The organism is Pseudomonas sp. LS2P72 (assembly GCF_054897865.1).
In genome coordinates, this window is the sequence record NZ_CM142708.1 from 45,135 (window position 1) to 61,383 (window position 16,249).

Here is a 16,249-nt window from a genome sequence, read left to right on the forward strand (position 1 = left end):
GCTCCTCTGCCGCAGAAAATTGGACAGATCTATTTATTCTCATCAACCTGATATCTCAGCAAACATTCCAAAAGAACTCTCATAAACCTACGTCGATCCTCAACCTCATCATCAAAATAGGTTGTTATTTTGTCAAAAACAGAGTCAAAATTTTCATCCACCTCCAAATAGTGAATCAATGTATCGATATACCATTGGCGATCACTGTCACTATAAGAGGCAAACTCCGGCTTCATAAGTATATCGAACAACTCTGCAAGCTCGACCTCATCATTGACATTTTTAGAAACTATGATCCTCTCTCTTTCATCACTATCAACATTGTCAATATCGAATAAAAAAAGTAGACCTCGCAAAATCGAAAGCTTAGGAAGACGTTTCATTCAAAATCCGCATAAGTTGTTATCGGAGCACCAGTATTATCTAGTATGGCGACTGCATTTTTCTGCTTGCCGTACACTAAACCACCACGTTTATATCCTTCACCAATTTGCTTACCCATATTCATTGGCTCTTTCGACGCTGCATGCCCATTTGTTCTGAATATTAGCTGAGCTCGGTGAATAGCGTTCAGTTGATCCCTATAGCTTATAAAACGTGTTGCTGCGCTAGGAATTTTTGGCTGACCTGCCTTCCTTCCTGATGTGTACCTTTCAATTACTCCGGTTGTAGGGTTCCTTCCCGTCATTGCCCGCTCACGTTGAGAGTTCAAGCTAGTCTGCTTCCCATGCTTTTCTAGAAAATGAGCACCTGGAGTGGCCCTCTCCATCTCATCTAAACGTCGATATGCATTCGCCTCAGCCAACTCATCAATCCGCACCCTCCGCTGCTCACCCGTCAGCTTCGGCAGCGGCGGTTCACCCTCATCAACCTTAGCGCCAGAAGTATCATCCGGCGCCTTACACCCAAGCTTATTCGGCGGCGGGCAATTCCCGCTCAACCCCAACGGATCAACCCACCCCGTCGGATTCGGTGTGTACTGATACTGGTTCAGCCCACCCGCCAACTTGATCGGGTCCGGCGTCAGATACCGTCCAACCTCCGGATCATAGTACCGATAGCGGTTGTAATGCAGACCGCTCTCAGCATCGAAGTATTGCCCCTGAAACCGCAGCGGTTGCTCAAGTTGCTCGCCGCCACCGAACGTCAGGTGAGTGACTTTGCCGTAGGCGTTGTACTTCGCCGACCAGACAATCTCGCCACCAAAATCAGTCAGTTCCTGCGGCGTACCCAAATGATCGAGCTGGTAGTAAAACGGGCAAGCCTTTCGCGGGCCTTTGCCGTCGAGCATGGCCAGTGGGCGGAAGCTGCCCGGCTCATAGACGTAACTGCGGTAATGCTCGCGGCTGCTTTCGGCGATGAGGTGGTCACCTTGCCAGAAGAACTCGGTGGTGTTGCCGTCGACGGTTTTGCTGATGCGGCGGCCGAAGGCGTCGTAGCGGTAGCTGGCGCTACGGCCGTCCGGGGTTGTGACGCCGACCAAGCGGTGCTGGCCGTCGTAGCGGTATTCGGTGACGAGTTTTTGCGCGGTGCCGCGACGCTCGCGGATGAGGTTGCCGAAGGCGTCGTAGTCGTAATGGCGGTCGCCTTGCATCAGTAGGCGGTTGCCTTTGACGGTCGTGGCGCCGGGGCGGTCCTGCATCAGCAGGTTGCCGGCGGGGTCGTGGGCGAAGCTTTCCGGTGGGTCGTCGCGGGTGTGGCGGACGCGGGTCAGGCGATTGAGCGGGTCGTATTGATAGCTGCGTTGGCCGTGACGGGTGTCGGCGATGCTGTCGAGGTTGCCGTTGGCGCTGTAGGCATAGTCGCGGCGATACAGTGTTTGATGCTGTTGACTGACAGCGTGGGCCTTCAATCGGCCCTGATCGTCGTAGGCATATTCGCTGAGCAGTTGCCCCTGCTGGCGTTGCTGTTCGCGGCCGAAGGCGAATTGGTGGGTGGTGAGTCGCGCGCCGTTGAGGTCGATGGCCGTCAGCGCGCCGCCCTTGGCGTGGTGGTAATCGAGTTTGCTGCCGTCCGGCAGGCGCAGGCGATTCAGCTGACCGCAGGCGTCGTAGCCATAACGCAGCGTGCCCCAGCCCTGATGCTCGGTGATCAGGCGGTCCTGCTGGTCGTACTCAAATTCCAGCGGATGGTCGTGGCCGTCATCGACGCTGACCAACCGGCCGAGGCTGTCGTAGTGGTATTCAACCTTGATGCCGTCGGGCAGGGTTTTGACCAGCAACCGTCCGGCCGAGTCCCGCTCATACGTCGTTACCAACCGCGAGCCGTCATCACCGAACTCGGTTTTCTCCAGCAACTGGCCGTTGAGGTCGTAGGCGTACGCCGTGCGTTGGCCGTCGAATCCGGTTTCCTGTCGGATCAGGCCATTGGCCGTGTAGTCCAGGCGATATGTTTCGCCGGATTCGTTTTCGATTTCCGTGAGCAACAGCTGCGCGTTGTCGTAGCGGTACTTCAGCTGGGTGCCGTCGGGATTGATGCGGCGGCTGACCAAGTGCAGATCGTCGACGTATTCGTAGCGGGTGACGCGGCCCAGTTCATCGCGTTCGGCGGTGATCTTGCCGTAGGCGTTGTAGCTGAAGGCGCGGCTGGCGCCGGTAGGCAGCGTCGTCTGGATCAGTCGGCCAACGGCATCCCAGTGGTACTGGGTAACGGCACCGTGTTCATCCTGACGGGTAATCTGCCGCCCCAACGCATCGTAGGAAAACCGCCGCTGACCGCCGTCCGGCAAGGTCTCTTCGAGCAGTTGCCCCAAGGCGTTCCAGACGAACACATGCCGACTGGTGTCCGGGTAACGGATCGACAGCAGCTGACCTTTGTCGTCGTAGTGATAGTGGCTGACCTGGCCGTCGGGGTCGGTCGCTTCGGTGATGTCGCCTTGCGCATTGCGCTGATATTTCCACACCGCTTTACCGCGATAGCGCGCGTGCAGGAAACCGTTGCGATACTCGTAGGCCGTTGGTTCGTCTTCTGGCGGAATCAGCGCGATAAGCCGTCCGACCTCGTCGTAACGGTATTCGGTGACGACGCCGAGCGGATCCTGTTCGGCAAGCAACCGACCGTTGTCGTCGTAGGCCTTGAGGTGCTCGCCACCGTCCAGCTCGACCTTGCGTACCAGTCGCGCCCGGTCGTCATGGACGTAAACCTCTTCGCTGCCATCGATGTTCTGGACGGTGACACTGCCCTCGTCATCCCAGACGTAACGCGTGTCCATCTGCGAAAACGACGCCCAATGGCGGACACATCGGGCCGCCTTGCCGGACCTTTCCCACTCCCAGAAGAAACTCGCCCCACCGGTCAATTGCCGCTGCAGGATGACGTGCTGATCGTCGTAGTCGTAGCGTTCGCTTTCGCCGGCAGCGTTGGTGGCTTCGATCAGTTGATCGCGTTCGTCGTAGCTGTAACTGACCAGTGTCTGCTCGGTGTGCCAAGCCTCGTCGAGGGTCTGGGCCGGGACAAAAATCTGATAGTCGACAGCGACCAAATGGCTGCGGTCATAGCGCAATCGCAAGGCACGGCCGGCGCCATTGTCGAGGCGGTTGATGCGGTCTTGCCGGTCGCGGGTGATGCGCAGGCGGTTGTCGTAAGCGTCGCTGATGGTCGTCAGCCGACCGTTATGAAAGTGATAGAACCGCGCGTCGTCGCCAGCTTGCGCGAGGATCAGTTCTTCGGGTTCATCGCCAAGATAAATCGCCGCCCGCGAGAGGCTGTTGTGGATCGCAGGGCGTTCACTGTTTGGCAGCGGAAAAGTGGTGCGGCGGTTTTCGTGGTCGATCCAGATGACGGTCTCGCCATCGATTTCCAGTCGATGGGAGAGGCTGTGACTCCAGCCGAAGCCGAGGCCGTCATCGATCTCGGCGGCACTGGTGCGATAGAGCCGGGTGAACTCGAACGGCAGGACTCCGTCCAGCGAACCGTCAGTGAGGGTCAGCAGTTCTTCGCCGGTGACCATCGACACCGGGCATTTGTTGGTGGCGGTTTTATCAACGGAATCGGCGCTGTCGCCGTTGGGGTTTTTCGCCTGGTCCGGGACGTTGTCGTGGTGTTCGGTTTGCTTGAGCGTGGTGTTGCGCTTGGCATCCCAACGCAGCTGCATCCGGCCTTTTTTCAGACCGGCCGCGATGCCCCTCGCGGCGACTTTTTTGTAGCGGTCGACGTAGGCAGTGAAGCTGTTGATGATGCTGAAAATCGCTTTGACGAAGCCCAGAACAGCATCAATGATCCGCGCGCCATAGTTCGCAAGGCGCATACCCAGGTAGGCAATGCCCGCACCTGCACCGGCGAAAGTCAGGACAACCCCGATCAGAATGTCGATGAGCAACTGCACTACTACCGTCGACACGGCCTCGGCAGTTTTACCGGCGATCTCGCCGGGCGGCAGCATGTCCAACCAGAGGCTGGCGGTGCGTAACAGTAGGCACAGCGCCGCTTCGTCACCGGCCAGCAGTTGGGCTTTTTCCATGACATCCGGAGCTGTTTTCGCGAGTTTCTCAAGCTCGACGACGCTTTCGCCCAGCCGTTCTGAAAACTTCGCCGGATCCTTGAGAATGTCCGAAAGCAAGCCGATGCCGTCCCACACGCCCTCGATCGCCGCCCAGCTTCCCGCGAGTATTCCATTGCCTGCAGCAACCGAAGACGATTCCGACCACTTCGGCTTGAATGTCTTCCATTCATCTTGCAGCCAGTTTTCGAGCTCATTCGTCAGGCCATCGTAGGAAGAAAAAAGATCTTCAACTTGCTGCGGAGTTACTTCGTTATGGACGTGAATGCGGTAGAACTTGCCCTCTTCCCCTTTGAATATTCCCTTGCCGTTTTTGTTGAGCGTGACTGGCGTCACCTCCCCGCCCTCACGGGCAATCACATCGACCTGAATGTTCCCGACGGGAATGTCATAAACCGATTCGAACTTGCTCTCGATCTCTAACTCTCCACCCTTCGGGCACTGCACGACGGTGGAGAAGAAGTTGTTGTCGCTACTCCCCACCGCAGTGCTGGCATCGCCGAACTTGATGATCCGCTCCATGCCCATCAACGAAGGCAGATCAGCGGCGCGGCTGGCCGTGTCCGCCGCTTGGCTGAACCAGTGCTTGAGCTGTTCTCGGTAGAGGGAGAGGGTGTCTTTGAAACCGTCGAGCTCCTGCTCGATACGTACGATCTGATCCATCAGTTCAGCTCCGCCATGAGGTATGCCACCAAGGCTGTTTTGGGTGCTTGAGGCAGGTCTGGTGTCTCAAGAAAGATCGCGACCTTGTGGCGCAAAACGCTGTCGGAAAACGCCTCAAAAAGATCAGGGCGTTCCTCGCTCAGCCACTTCAGCAAGTTGCTGATGCGGGTGGTTGCGAACTCGGTACCGAGGTGTTTGAGCAGTGATTCGGAAACTTCCCACCACGGAAAAACCCGGGAACTGCTCAGCGCTTGTCCACCGATTTCGACCGATTGGCCATTGATCAAACAGCGCCCGATTACCGGCATCAGCTGCCTAGCGTTGACCTCGGTCGACCGAAGAATCGGCAGCAAATAACGCCCGTCCCAGAAGCGGAAAAACACCACATTGCCGTTGGGCAAAAGGACTTGAGTGAGGCTGCGAAGATGCTCGACCAACACCTCCTGAGGAGCAGAAGAAACCGCCAGCCAACCCCAGTCGCGAGACTCGGTATTGGCGACCCACTGCAAAAACTCACTGCCCGCAGCGACGATTCCGACATAGGGCATTACCGGATCCCACTCGGCGTACGCGGTGCCGGCCCAGATCGGACTGGGTGCTTGAGCCGTGATCGAACCCTGCCAAGCTTTGAACGGTTCAGCGGCGCTCGCATTGCTGAAAACCGCGAACAACTGCTCGGAAGGTTTGAGCGGTTGGCGATCCAACCAGTCGTGGGGTGACAAGGCTTCAGGCTGCACAGACACCGTCCTTGCAGTGCTCACATTCCTCACAGAACGGCGCGTCGCTTTTCAGGCTCAGAATCTGTGCGGCACTCAGCAGCACTGCCGGGGCGGCAGCGAGTTTCAACGGCGTATCCGGCAAGGACGGTGCAGCCGCCATGGCCGGCATCAACGCGCCCCCGACCTGAATTGGCACGCTGCTGAAGATCCCGCCGGGACCGATGTTGATCCACTGTCCGCCCGCCTGAATCGTCGCGCTGGCCCCGCCGTCGATCACCACTTGCTGACCGGCGCTGACGTGGAATTGCTGACTGGCATTCAGCGCCTGACTGGTCACGCGGATGTGTCGATCACCGACCACCACCAGATGATCATCCAGTTTCACTTCGGTGTGGCGCTGGCCATGGGTGATGCGTTGCTCGTCAGCCTTCAACTCATGGCGAGCGGTGCCGGTGACGACGATGCTGCGGGCGTTATCGACCTGCACCTGTTGATCATTCAGCACGTGCTGAGTCCAGTTTCGCTGGGCTCGCAGGTAGATTTCCTCGGCGCCTTTGCGATCCTCGATGCGCAATTCGTTGTAACCGCCGCCACCGGGACTGCTCTGGCTGCGGAAAATGCTGCGGGTTTTGTCGGCGGGCAGATCGAGCGGTACTGGGGTTGCAGCGTTTGGCAGGCAACCCATCACCAGTGGTTTATCGGCATCGGCGTCGACGAATCCCACCAGCACTTCCATGCCGACTCGCGGGATCATCACGCTGCCATAGCGGTCGTGTGCCCAGCCGGTGGCGACGCGCAGCCAGCAACTGGAGTGTTCATCGAGCTGACCGTCACGGTCCCAGGCGAGCTGAACCTTGACCCGACCGAACTCGTCGCAATGGATTTCACTGTCGGTCGGGCCAGTGACCACGGCGGGTTGATAGCCGAGCATGCGTGGTTTTTCCGGCCCCCGCGGTGGACGAAACGAAACGTCCCACGGTGTTGCCAGAAAGGTATTGCGATAGCCCTGGAAATCATCCTGGCCGTCGCTGGCAACCGCCTCTTCCAGCACTTGCGGCTGGCGGCCACGGTGTTCGATTTCGGTGATCAACCACAGGTCATTCCATGCCTGACGCGGATGCTCGGCCAGGTGTAGGAAATGCCCGCTGACCAAAGCCGATTCGTCGCCACGACCTTCGGCCTGACGGAAGTCGGCGTTGTGGCGTTCGAGTGCTCGTTGGGCCAGATGCTTGCCGTGTTCGCGGTCGGTGAATTGGCCCGGGAAGTGGTAATCCTCGAGCACCGGTCGCAGCTCACTGTCGAGGTGGCTTTCAAGTTGCAGGCGAGGTTTTTTGAAGTCGTAGTCGCGACGGGTTACCGCTGTCGTCCGGGTTTCCAGGCGCACGTTGAAACGTTTGATGGCTGGCGCATCCGCCGCCATTCCGCTGCCCGGCAGGTATAGCGTCGGCTCGGGCAGGCGAGGGAAAACCGTTTGGTCATCGCCGAACACCAGCAGGTGCCCGTCGGGGCTGTGCTGGAAGTGGTAATGAATGCCGATTTCGGCACACAGCCGCTGAATGAATGCCAGATCGCTTTCGGCGTATTGCACGCAGTACTCACGAGGGGAGTAGTCGCTGCCGAGCCGAAACTCGAAGGCATCGCGCTGTATGCCATGGTCCTTGAGGACCTGCGTGATGATCGTCGGCACGCTTTTATGCTGGAAAATCCGCTGATTGATGCGCTGGCCGAGATACGCCAGACGCGGCACGAGACTGATTTGGTAGCCCGTCAGGCGTTGTCCGGAATCGCTTTGGCCGACGCGAAATATCTGACCATGAATGCCGGAACCCTGCGCATCAAAACTCAGAAACGCCTGACGATGCAGCAGGCTTTCGAGTTCGATGTCGGGCCGTTCGCTGACCAGTTCCAGGTCAAAACGGTAGGGCTGACTGATGGCTTCCTTGCCCGTGAACTCAAGCACCTTGAGCTCATTCTGGACGCCGTCGATCGTCAACGTGAAACGCGGTTGATTGGCAGGAGCGAACATCCGATGTGTCTCTACAGAATGAAGGCGGGCGATTCTGCATGAGCGACATGGGGTGTTGATGGAGGGACAAGGAAATCAGATTTGTCCTGATTTTTTAGAGATTCCCCCTTCAAAAATCGGAATAGCGGACTACAGACATTACCTTCAGACGCACCGCCGACCTCCTGTGGGAGCGAGCCTGCTCGCGATGGCGTCGGTAGATTCAAACTGGACGTTGGCTGTCAAATAGCTATCGCGAGCAGGCTCGCTCCCACAAGGGATCTGCGACCCAATATCCCCAACCGGGAAACCAAAAAAAACGGCCCGCCTCCAAAAGGAAGCGGGCCGTTTTCATGTTCGGCGAAAGGTCAGAGCATCAGCTCATCCCCATCACTTGTTCAGGCGGAAATCTGCCTCGGCAGCGGCGAAACGCTGAAGCATGCCTTTTGTAGGCTCGCCCAGTTTGCTGACGATGTAGATCGCCAGGCTGGCGAAGATGAAACCAGGGATGATTTCGTACAGGCCCAGCAGTTCGAAGTGTTTCCAGACGATCACGGTGATCGCGCCGACCAGGATGCCGGCCAGTGCGCCGTCGCGGGTCATGTCTTTCCAGATCACGGAGATCAGGACAACCGGACCGAAAGCGGCACCGAAACCAGCCCAGGCGTAGCTGACCAGACCCAGTACGCGGTTTTCCGGGTTAGCGGCCAGCGCGATAGCGATCAGGGCAACCAGCAGCACCATGGCACGACCGACCCAGACCAGTTCCAGCTGGGAAGCGGTTTTACGCAGGAAGGTTTTGTAGAAGTCTTCTGTCAGGGCGCTCGAGCACACCAGCAGCTGGCAGCTCAGAGTACTCATGACGGCAGCCAGAATGGCCGACAGCAGTACACCGGCAATCCATGGGTTAAACAGGATTTTCGCCAGCTCGATGAACACACGCTCGTGGTTTTCGGTCACAGGACCGGCCAGTTCAGGGTGCGCCGAGAAGTAAGCGATACCGAAGAAACCTACAGCGACGGTGCCGCCCAGGCACAGGATCATCCAGGTCATGGAGATACGGCGAGCGTTAGCAATCGACTTGACCGAATCCGCGGCCATGAAACGCGCCAGGATGTGCGGCTGGCCGAAGTAGCCCAGGCCCCAGCCCATCAGCGAGATGATGCCGATGAAGGTGGTGTTTTTCAGCATGTCGAAGTTGCTGGCGTCTTGCGCTTCGATGGCCAGGAACGTGGTGTCGACGCCGCCGGTAGCCAGCAGCACGATGATCGGCGTCAGCAGCAGGGCGAAGATCATCAGCGTAGCTTGTACGGTGTCTGTCCAGCTCACTGCCAGGAAACCGCCGACGAAGGTGTAGGCAATCGTCGCCGCAGCGCCGGCCCACAGTGCAGTCTCGTAGGACATGCCGAAGGTGCTTTCGAACAGACGGGCGCCGGCGACGATGCCGGATGCGCAGTAGATGGTGAAGAACACCAGGATCACGACCGCGGAGATAATCCGCAGCAGGCCGCTTTTGTCTTCGAAACGGCTGGAGAAATAATCCGGCAGGGTCAGCGCATCGCCGTTGTGCTCGGTCTGCACACGCAGACGGCCGGCGACGAACAGCCAGTTCAGATAAGCACCGACGATCAGGCCGATGGCGATCCAGCTTTCGGACAGACCGGACATGTAGATAGCGCCCGGCAGGCCCATCAGCAACCAGCCGCTCATGTCGGAAGCACCGGCGGACAATGCAGTCACGACGCTGCCCAGGCTGCGACCGCCCAGAATGTAATCAGAAAGGTTGTTGGTGGAGCGATAGGCCATGAAGCCGATCAGCACCATTGCTGCGATGTAGATCACGAACGTGATCAGTGTTGGATTGCTTACGCTCATTGAGTGATGCCCTGGCTTTGTTTTTATGTAGCGGCAGAGTGTGAAACCGCCGACAAACAACGTTTGTTCAGACGATTTCGGGGCCCGCGCATTTATGACTGATGTTTCCCCAGGAAAGCCATCAGCCGGTGCACCTGTCTTTTATGACCGGTTGCACCTTGGGCGCGAATGCTATTCAACAAAGCAAATAAGGTGCAACCAGTTTCGTGAGAATAAGTTGCACCTAGTCGGATTTATCGGAAAATCACCTGTTTTTGCTCCCTTTTAGCGCAGACCTGACGCTTTACTAGAAGCAAAAGCACCAAGCAGGAGCGGTACGTTGGTACCGGAATTTATTTCCTGACGAGCTGCGTATTATTCCGACAAAAAAAGGGTTGCACCCGGTTGCACCTCGACGGTTGCACGGCTAATCTTGCCGCCAGCTGATGCCACGCGGTCGTGGCAAACATGAGGATAAAAATATGGCGACCACCACCCTTGGGGTCAAACTTGACGACCCGACCCGCGAGCGCCTCAAGGCTGCCGCGACCTCGATTGATCGCACGCCGCACTGGCTGATCAAGCAGGCAATTTTCAATTACCTGGAAAAACTCGAGGGTGGTGCAACCCTGACCGAGCTGAGCGGTTTGATCAGCAAAGACGCTGACGACGCTGGCGAGGTTCACGCCGAGCACGCACACCAGTGCTTCCTGGAGTTCGCTGAAAGCATCCTGCCGCAATCGGTGCTGCGCGCCTCGATCACTGCCGCTTACCGTCGCCCTGAGCCGGAAGTGGTACCGATGCTGATCGAGCAGGCTCGCCTGCCGGTCGCCATGGCCGAAGCCACCAACAAGCTCGCCGCCTCGATTGCCGAAAAACTGCGCAATCAGAAGAGCGCCGGCGGCCGTGCCGGAATTGTTCAGGGCCTGTTGCAGGAATTTTCCCTGTCGTCCCAGGAAGGCGTGGCGCTGATGTGCCTGGCCGAAGCGCTGCTGCGTATTCCGGACAAAGGCACGCGCGACGCACTGATTCGCGACAAAATCAGCACCGGCAACTGGCACCCGCACCTGGGCAACAGCCCGTCGCTGTTCGTCAACGCCGCCACTTGGGGCTTGCTGCTGACCGGCAAACTGGTCGCCACCCACAACGAAGCAGGCCTGACGTCGTCCTTGAGCCGCATCATCGGCAAGAGCGGCGAGCCGATGATCCGCAAGGGCGTCGACATGGCCATGCGCCTGATGGGCGAGCAGTTCGTGACCGGCGAAACCATCGCCGAAGCCCTGGCCAACGCCAGCAAGTTCGAAGCCAAGGGCTTCCGCTATTCCTACGACATGCTGGGTGAAGCTGCACTCACCGAGCACGACGCGCAGAAGTACCTGGCCTCGTACGAACAAGCCATCCACTCGATCGGCAAAGCCTCTCACGGTCGTGGGATTTATGAAGGCCCGGGCATTTCGATCAAGCTGTCGGCACTGCACCCGCGTTACAGCCGTGCCCAGTACGAACGCGTAATGGACGAGCTGTACCCGCGTCTGCTGTCGCTGACCTTGCTCGCCAAGCAATACGACATCGGCCTGAACATCGACGCCGAAGAAGCCGACCGCCTCGAGCTGTCGCTGGATCTGCTGGAGCGCCTGTGCTTCGAGCCGCAACTGACCGGCTGGAACGGCATCGGCTTCGTGATCCAGGCTTATCAAAAGCGTTGCCCGTACGTGATCGACTACGTGATCGACCTGGCTCGCCGCAGCCGTCATCGCCTGATGATCCGTCTGGTGAAAGGCGCGTACTGGGACAGCGAAATCAAACGCGCCCAGGTCGAAGGCCTGGAAGGCTATCCGGTCTATACCCGCAAGGTGTACACCGACGTTTCCTACATCGCCTGCGCCCGCAAACTGCTGTCGGTACCGGAAGTCATCTACCCGCAGTTCGCCACGCACAACGCCCACACCCTGTCGGCGATTTACCACATCGCTGGTCAGAACTATTACCCCGGCCAGTACGAGTTCCAATGCCTGCACGGCATGGGCGAACCGCTGTACGAACAGGTTGTAGGTAAAGTTTCCGAAGGCAAGCTGAACCGTCCGTGCCGCGTGTACGCACCAGTCGGCACTCACGAAACGCTGTTGGCGTACCTGGTCCGTCGTCTGCTGGAAAACGGTGCGAACACCTCGTTCGTCAACCGCATCGCCGACCAATCTATTTCGATTCAGGAGCTGGTGGCCGATCCAGTGGCCAGCATCGAGCAGATGGCGACGCTGGAAGGCGGCTTCGGCCTGCCGCACCCGCGTATTCCGCTGCCGCGTGATCTTTATGGTGCCGAGCGCGCCAACTCCAGCGGCATCGACATGGCCAACGAACATCGTCTGGCTTCGCTGTCTTGTGCTTTGCTGGCAACCGCTCACAACCACTGGAAAGCTGCGCCGATGCTCGGTTGCGCCTCCAGCAGCGAAACGCCTGCACCGGTTCTGAACCCGTCCGATCTGCGTGATGTGGTTGGCCACGTACAGGAAGCGACCGTCGAAGACGTCGATAACGCGATCCAGTGTGCCCTGAACGCTGCGCCGATCTGGCAGGCCACTCCGCCCGCCGAACGTGCCGCGATTCTGGAACGTGCCGCCGATTTGATGGAAGGCGAGATCCAGCCGCTGATGGGCCTGCTGGCTCGCGAAGCCGGCAAGACCTTCGCCAACGCCATCGCCGAAGTGCGTGAAGCCGTGGACTTCCTGCGTTATTACGCAGTGCAGGCGCGCAACGATTTCACCAACGACGCCCACCGCCCATTGGGTCCGGTGGTGTGCATCAGCCCATGGAACTTCCCGCTGGCAATCTTCAGTGGTCAGGTCGCTGCTGCTTTGGCCGCGGGTAACCCTGTTTTGGCCAAACCTGCGGAACAAACCCCGCTGGTAGCCGCTCAAGCCGTGCGTTTGCTGCTCGAAGCCGGGATTCCGGAAGGCGTGCTGCAATTGCTGCCGGGCCGTGGCGAAACCGTTGGCGCGCGTCTGGTCGGTGACGATCGGGTCAAAGGCGTGATGTTCACCGGCTCCACCGAAGTCGCTCGTTTGCTGCAACGCAATGTCGCCGGTCGCCTGGATGCTCAAGGTCGCCCGATTCCGCTGATCGCTGAAACTGGCGGCCAGAACGCGATGATCGTCGACTCTTCGGCACTGACCGAACAAGTTGTGATCGACGTCGTATCGTCGGCCTTCGACAGCGCCGGTCAACGTTGCTCGGCACTGCGAGTGCTGTGCCTGCAGGAAGATTCCGCTGACCGTGTCATCGAAATGCTTAAAGGTGCCATGGCTGAATGCCGTCTCGGCAACCCTGAGCGCCTGTCCGTAGACATCGGCCCGGTGATCGACGCCGAAGCCAAAGCAGGTATCGAGAAGCACATCCAGGGCATGCGCGACAAAGGTCGCAGCGTGTACCAGGTCGCCATCGCCAACACCGAAGAAGTCAAACGCGGCACCTTCGTGATGCCGACGCTGATCGAACTGGAAAGCTTCGACGAGCTGCAACGGGAGATCTTCGGCCCGGTGCTGCACGTGGTTCGCTACAAGCGCAAAGACATCGATCAACTGATCGGTCAGATCAACGCTTCCGGCTATGGCCTGACGTTGGGCGTGCACACCCGCATCGACGAGACCATCGCCAAGGTGATCGACAACGTCAATGCCGGTAACGTCTACGTGAACCGCAACATTGTCGGTGCTGTGGTCGGCGTGCAGCCGTTCGGTGGTGAAGGCCTGTCGGGTACTGGCCCGAAAGCCGGTGGTCCGCTGTACCTGTACCGTCTGCTGTCGACACGTCCTACCGATGCAATCGAACAATCCTTCGCTCGCGGTGATGCCATCGTTGCCCCGGACGTTCGTCTGCGTGATGCCATGAGCAAACCGCTGAAGGCCCTGCAAGCCTGGGCTGACAGCAACAAGTTTGCCGACCTGAGCACCCTGTGCGTGCAGTTCGCGGCGCAATCGCAAAGCGGGATCACCCGTGTTCTGGCGGGCCCGACCGGCGAACGCAACAGCTACGCCATCCTGCCGCGCGAACATGTGCTGTGCCTCGCGGAAGTCGAAGGCGATCTGCTGACGCAACTGGCGGCGGTATTGGCCGTCGGCGGTTCGGCGGTTTGGCCGGAAGGTGAATTGACCAAGACATTGTTCGCACGTCTACCGAAGGAAATTCAGGCGAAGATCAAGCTGGTTTCCGACTGGAGCAAGGACGAAGTGCTGTTTGACGCGGTTCTGCATCACGGCCATTCCGACCAGCTGCGTGCGGCCTGCCAGCAAGTGGCCAAGCGTGCCGGTGCGATTGTCGGGGTTCATGGTTTGTCGCAAGGCGAGACCAACATTGCGCTGGAACGCCTGGTGATCGAGCGTGCGTTGAGCGTGAATACCGCTGCGGCGGGTGGTAACGCCAGTTTGATGACTATCGGCTAAACCGCAACAAGACCGGGCGCCCGCAATGGGTGCCTGGTTTGCAAAATCCCTGTGGGAGCGAGCCTGCTCGCGATAGCGGTGTGTCATCCAATACATGTGTCGGATGACACACCGCTATCGCGAGCAGGCTCGCTCCCACAGTTGTTTTGGGGTGTTTGGTAAGTCGCTGCTCTGATCTACCATCACGCTCATCAATCATCCTGTTCACCCCGCCCTCCCCACGCCTAGACTCGGTCCATTCCAAAAAAAGGTAGGCCGCCATGTCCGAGACGTTGCTCAGTTCCCGCAATCTGGCTTTCGAGCTGTATGAAGTCCTTGATGCCGAGGGCCTGACTCAGCGTGAGCGTTTCGCCGAGCACAACCGCGAGACCTTCGACGCCGCCATCGGCACCGCCCGCAACATCGCCGAGAAGTTCTTCGCTCCGCACAATCGCAAGGGTGACGAGAATGAGCCGCGCTATGAGGACGGTCAGGCGATTCTGATTCCGGAAGTGAAACCGGCGGTGGATGCCTTCCTTGAAGCCGGTTTCCTCAACGCTGCGCGCAGTTTCGACGCGGGCGGGATGCAACTTCCTACGCTGTTGTCCCAGGCCTGCTTTGCGCATTTTCAGTCGGCCAACGCGGCGTCGACCTCTTATCCGTTCCTGACCATGGGCGCGGCGAACCTGATCGAAAGTTTCGGCACCGAGGAGCAGAAACAGCGCTTCCTGCAACCGATGATCGACGGTCGCTTCTTCGGCACCATGGCGCTGACCGAACCGCATGCCGGCTCGTCGCTATCGGATATTCGTACCCGCGCAGAGCCTTCGCCTGACGGCACCTATCGCCTGAAGGGCAACAAAATCTTCATCTCCGGCGGCGATCACCCGTTGTCGGAAAACATCGTGCACATGGTGCTGGCGAAATTGCCGGACGCACCGGCCGGGGTGAAGGGGATTTCGCTGTTCATCGTGCCCAAGTTTCTGGTCAACGATGACGGCAGTCTCGGCAAGCGCAACGACGTGTTGCTGGCCGGGCTGTTCCACAAGATGGGCTGGCGCGGCACCACCTCCACCGCGCTGAACTTCGGCGATAACGGCGAGTGTGTCGGCTACCTCGTAGGCAAGCCGCATCATGGCTTGAGCTACATGTTCCAGATGATGAACGAGGCGCGGATCGGCGTCGGCATGGGCGCGGTGATGCTCGGTTACGCCGGTTATCTGTATTCCCTGGAGTACGCCCGCGAGCGTCCGCAAGGTCGCGTGCCGGACAGCAAGGATCCGAACACTGCGCCGGTGGCGATCATTCAGCACGCCGACGTCAAACGCATGTTGCTGACCCAGAAAGCCTACGTCGAAGGTTCGTTCGACTTAGGGTTGTATGCGGCACGGTTGTTTGACGACACCACGACCCTTGAGACTGAAGTCGAGCGCAAACAGGCCCACGAACTGCTGGATTTGCTGACACCGATCGTTAAATCCTGGCCGTCGGAGTTTTGCCTGAAGGCCAACGAACTGGCGATCCAGATACTCGGCGGCCATGGCTACACCCGCGAATATCCGGTGGAGCAGTATTACCGCGACAACCGTCTGAACCCAATCCACGAAGGGACTCACGGCATTCAATCGCTGGATTTGCTGGGCCGCAAACTGGCGCAGAACGGCGGCGCGGGACTCAAGCAACTGATCCGTCTGATTGCCGATACCGCCGAGCGCGCTCAAGCGTATGAATCGTTGACCGCGCTGCGTGAGCCGTTGGAGAAATTGGTGGCGCGCCTGCAAGTAGTAACCATTGGTTTGCTGACGGATTTGGGCCAAGGCAAGGTTAATAGCAGCCTGGCGAACTCGGCCCTGTACCTGAAAGTGTTCGGGCACACGGTGATTGGCTGGCGCTGGCTGGAACAGGCGATTCGCGCTGAGGAAGGATTGGCCAAAGGGAATGTAGCGGATGTGAGCTTCTATAAAGGCAAGTTGCAGGCCGCGCGGTATTTTCTGACGTGGGAAGTGCCGGGTTGCCACCATGAATTGGCGATTCTTGAGGCTCGGGATGATGTGTGTCTTGGGATGCAGGATGAGTGGTTCTGATCCAAGCCTTG

7 protein-coding genes are annotated in these 16,249 nt (G+C 58.8%); 2 read left to right on the top strand and 5 right to left on the bottom strand.

The window, feature by feature from the left end; genetic code table 11:
* Positions 1-29: 29 nt before the first annotated feature.
* From ACYZUA_RS00185 to putP, 5 genes are all read right to left on the bottom strand, one after another.
* Positions 30-383 carry a hypothetical protein gene (locus ACYZUA_RS00185; RefSeq protein ID WP_461961624.1) on the bottom strand — a complete coding sequence of 118 codons (354 nt, stop codon included), beginning with the start codon at positions 381-383 and terminating at the stop codon, positions 30-32.
* Positions 380-5,161, bottom strand: coding sequence for an RHS repeat-associated core domain-containing protein (locus tag ACYZUA_RS00190; RefSeq protein WP_461961625.1), 4,782 nt, complete (start codon positions 5,159-5,161; stop codon positions 380-382). Before ACYZUA_RS00190 ends, ACYZUA_RS00185 begins: the two co-directional genes overlap by 4 nt.
* On the bottom strand, positions 5,161-5,898 hold the full coding sequence (locus ACYZUA_RS00195) for a DUF4123 domain-containing protein (protein WP_461961626.1): 738 nt from the start codon (positions 5,896-5,898) through the stop codon (positions 5,161-5,163). The genes ACYZUA_RS00190 and ACYZUA_RS00195 overlap by 1 nt, the downstream gene beginning before the upstream one ends.
* The gene (locus tag ACYZUA_RS00200) at positions 5,888-7,906 is read right to left on the bottom strand and encodes a type VI secretion system Vgr family protein (protein ID WP_461961627.1); all 2,019 of its coding nucleotides are present in this window, start codon (positions 7,904-7,906) and stop codon (positions 5,888-5,890) included. Before ACYZUA_RS00200 ends, ACYZUA_RS00195 begins: the two co-directional genes overlap by 11 nt.
* A gap of 369 nt (positions 7,907-8,275) precedes the next feature.
* Complete coding sequence (gene putP, locus ACYZUA_RS00205) at positions 8,276-9,760, bottom strand: sodium/proline symporter PutP (protein ID WP_461961628.1); 1,485 nt, start codon at positions 9,758-9,760, stop codon at positions 8,276-8,278.
* Between the two features lie 461 nt (positions 9,761-10,221).
* Here putP and putA point away from each other — a divergent pair, with 461 nt between their 5' ends.
* Both putA and ACYZUA_RS00215 read left to right on the top strand, forming a co-directional pair.
* Positions 10,222-14,175 carry a trifunctional transcriptional regulator/proline dehydrogenase/L-glutamate gamma-semialdehyde dehydrogenase gene (gene putA / locus ACYZUA_RS00210; RefSeq protein WP_461961629.1) on the top strand — a complete coding sequence of 1,318 codons (3,954 nt, stop codon included), beginning with the start codon at positions 10,222-10,224 and terminating at the stop codon, positions 14,173-14,175.
* 260 nt (positions 14,176-14,435) lie between these two features.
* A complete protein-coding gene (locus ACYZUA_RS00215; protein ID WP_461961630.1) occupies positions 14,436-16,238 on the top strand; it encodes an acyl-CoA dehydrogenase in 1,803 nt (600 codons plus the stop codon).
* Positions 16,239-16,249: the final 11 nt, after the last annotated feature.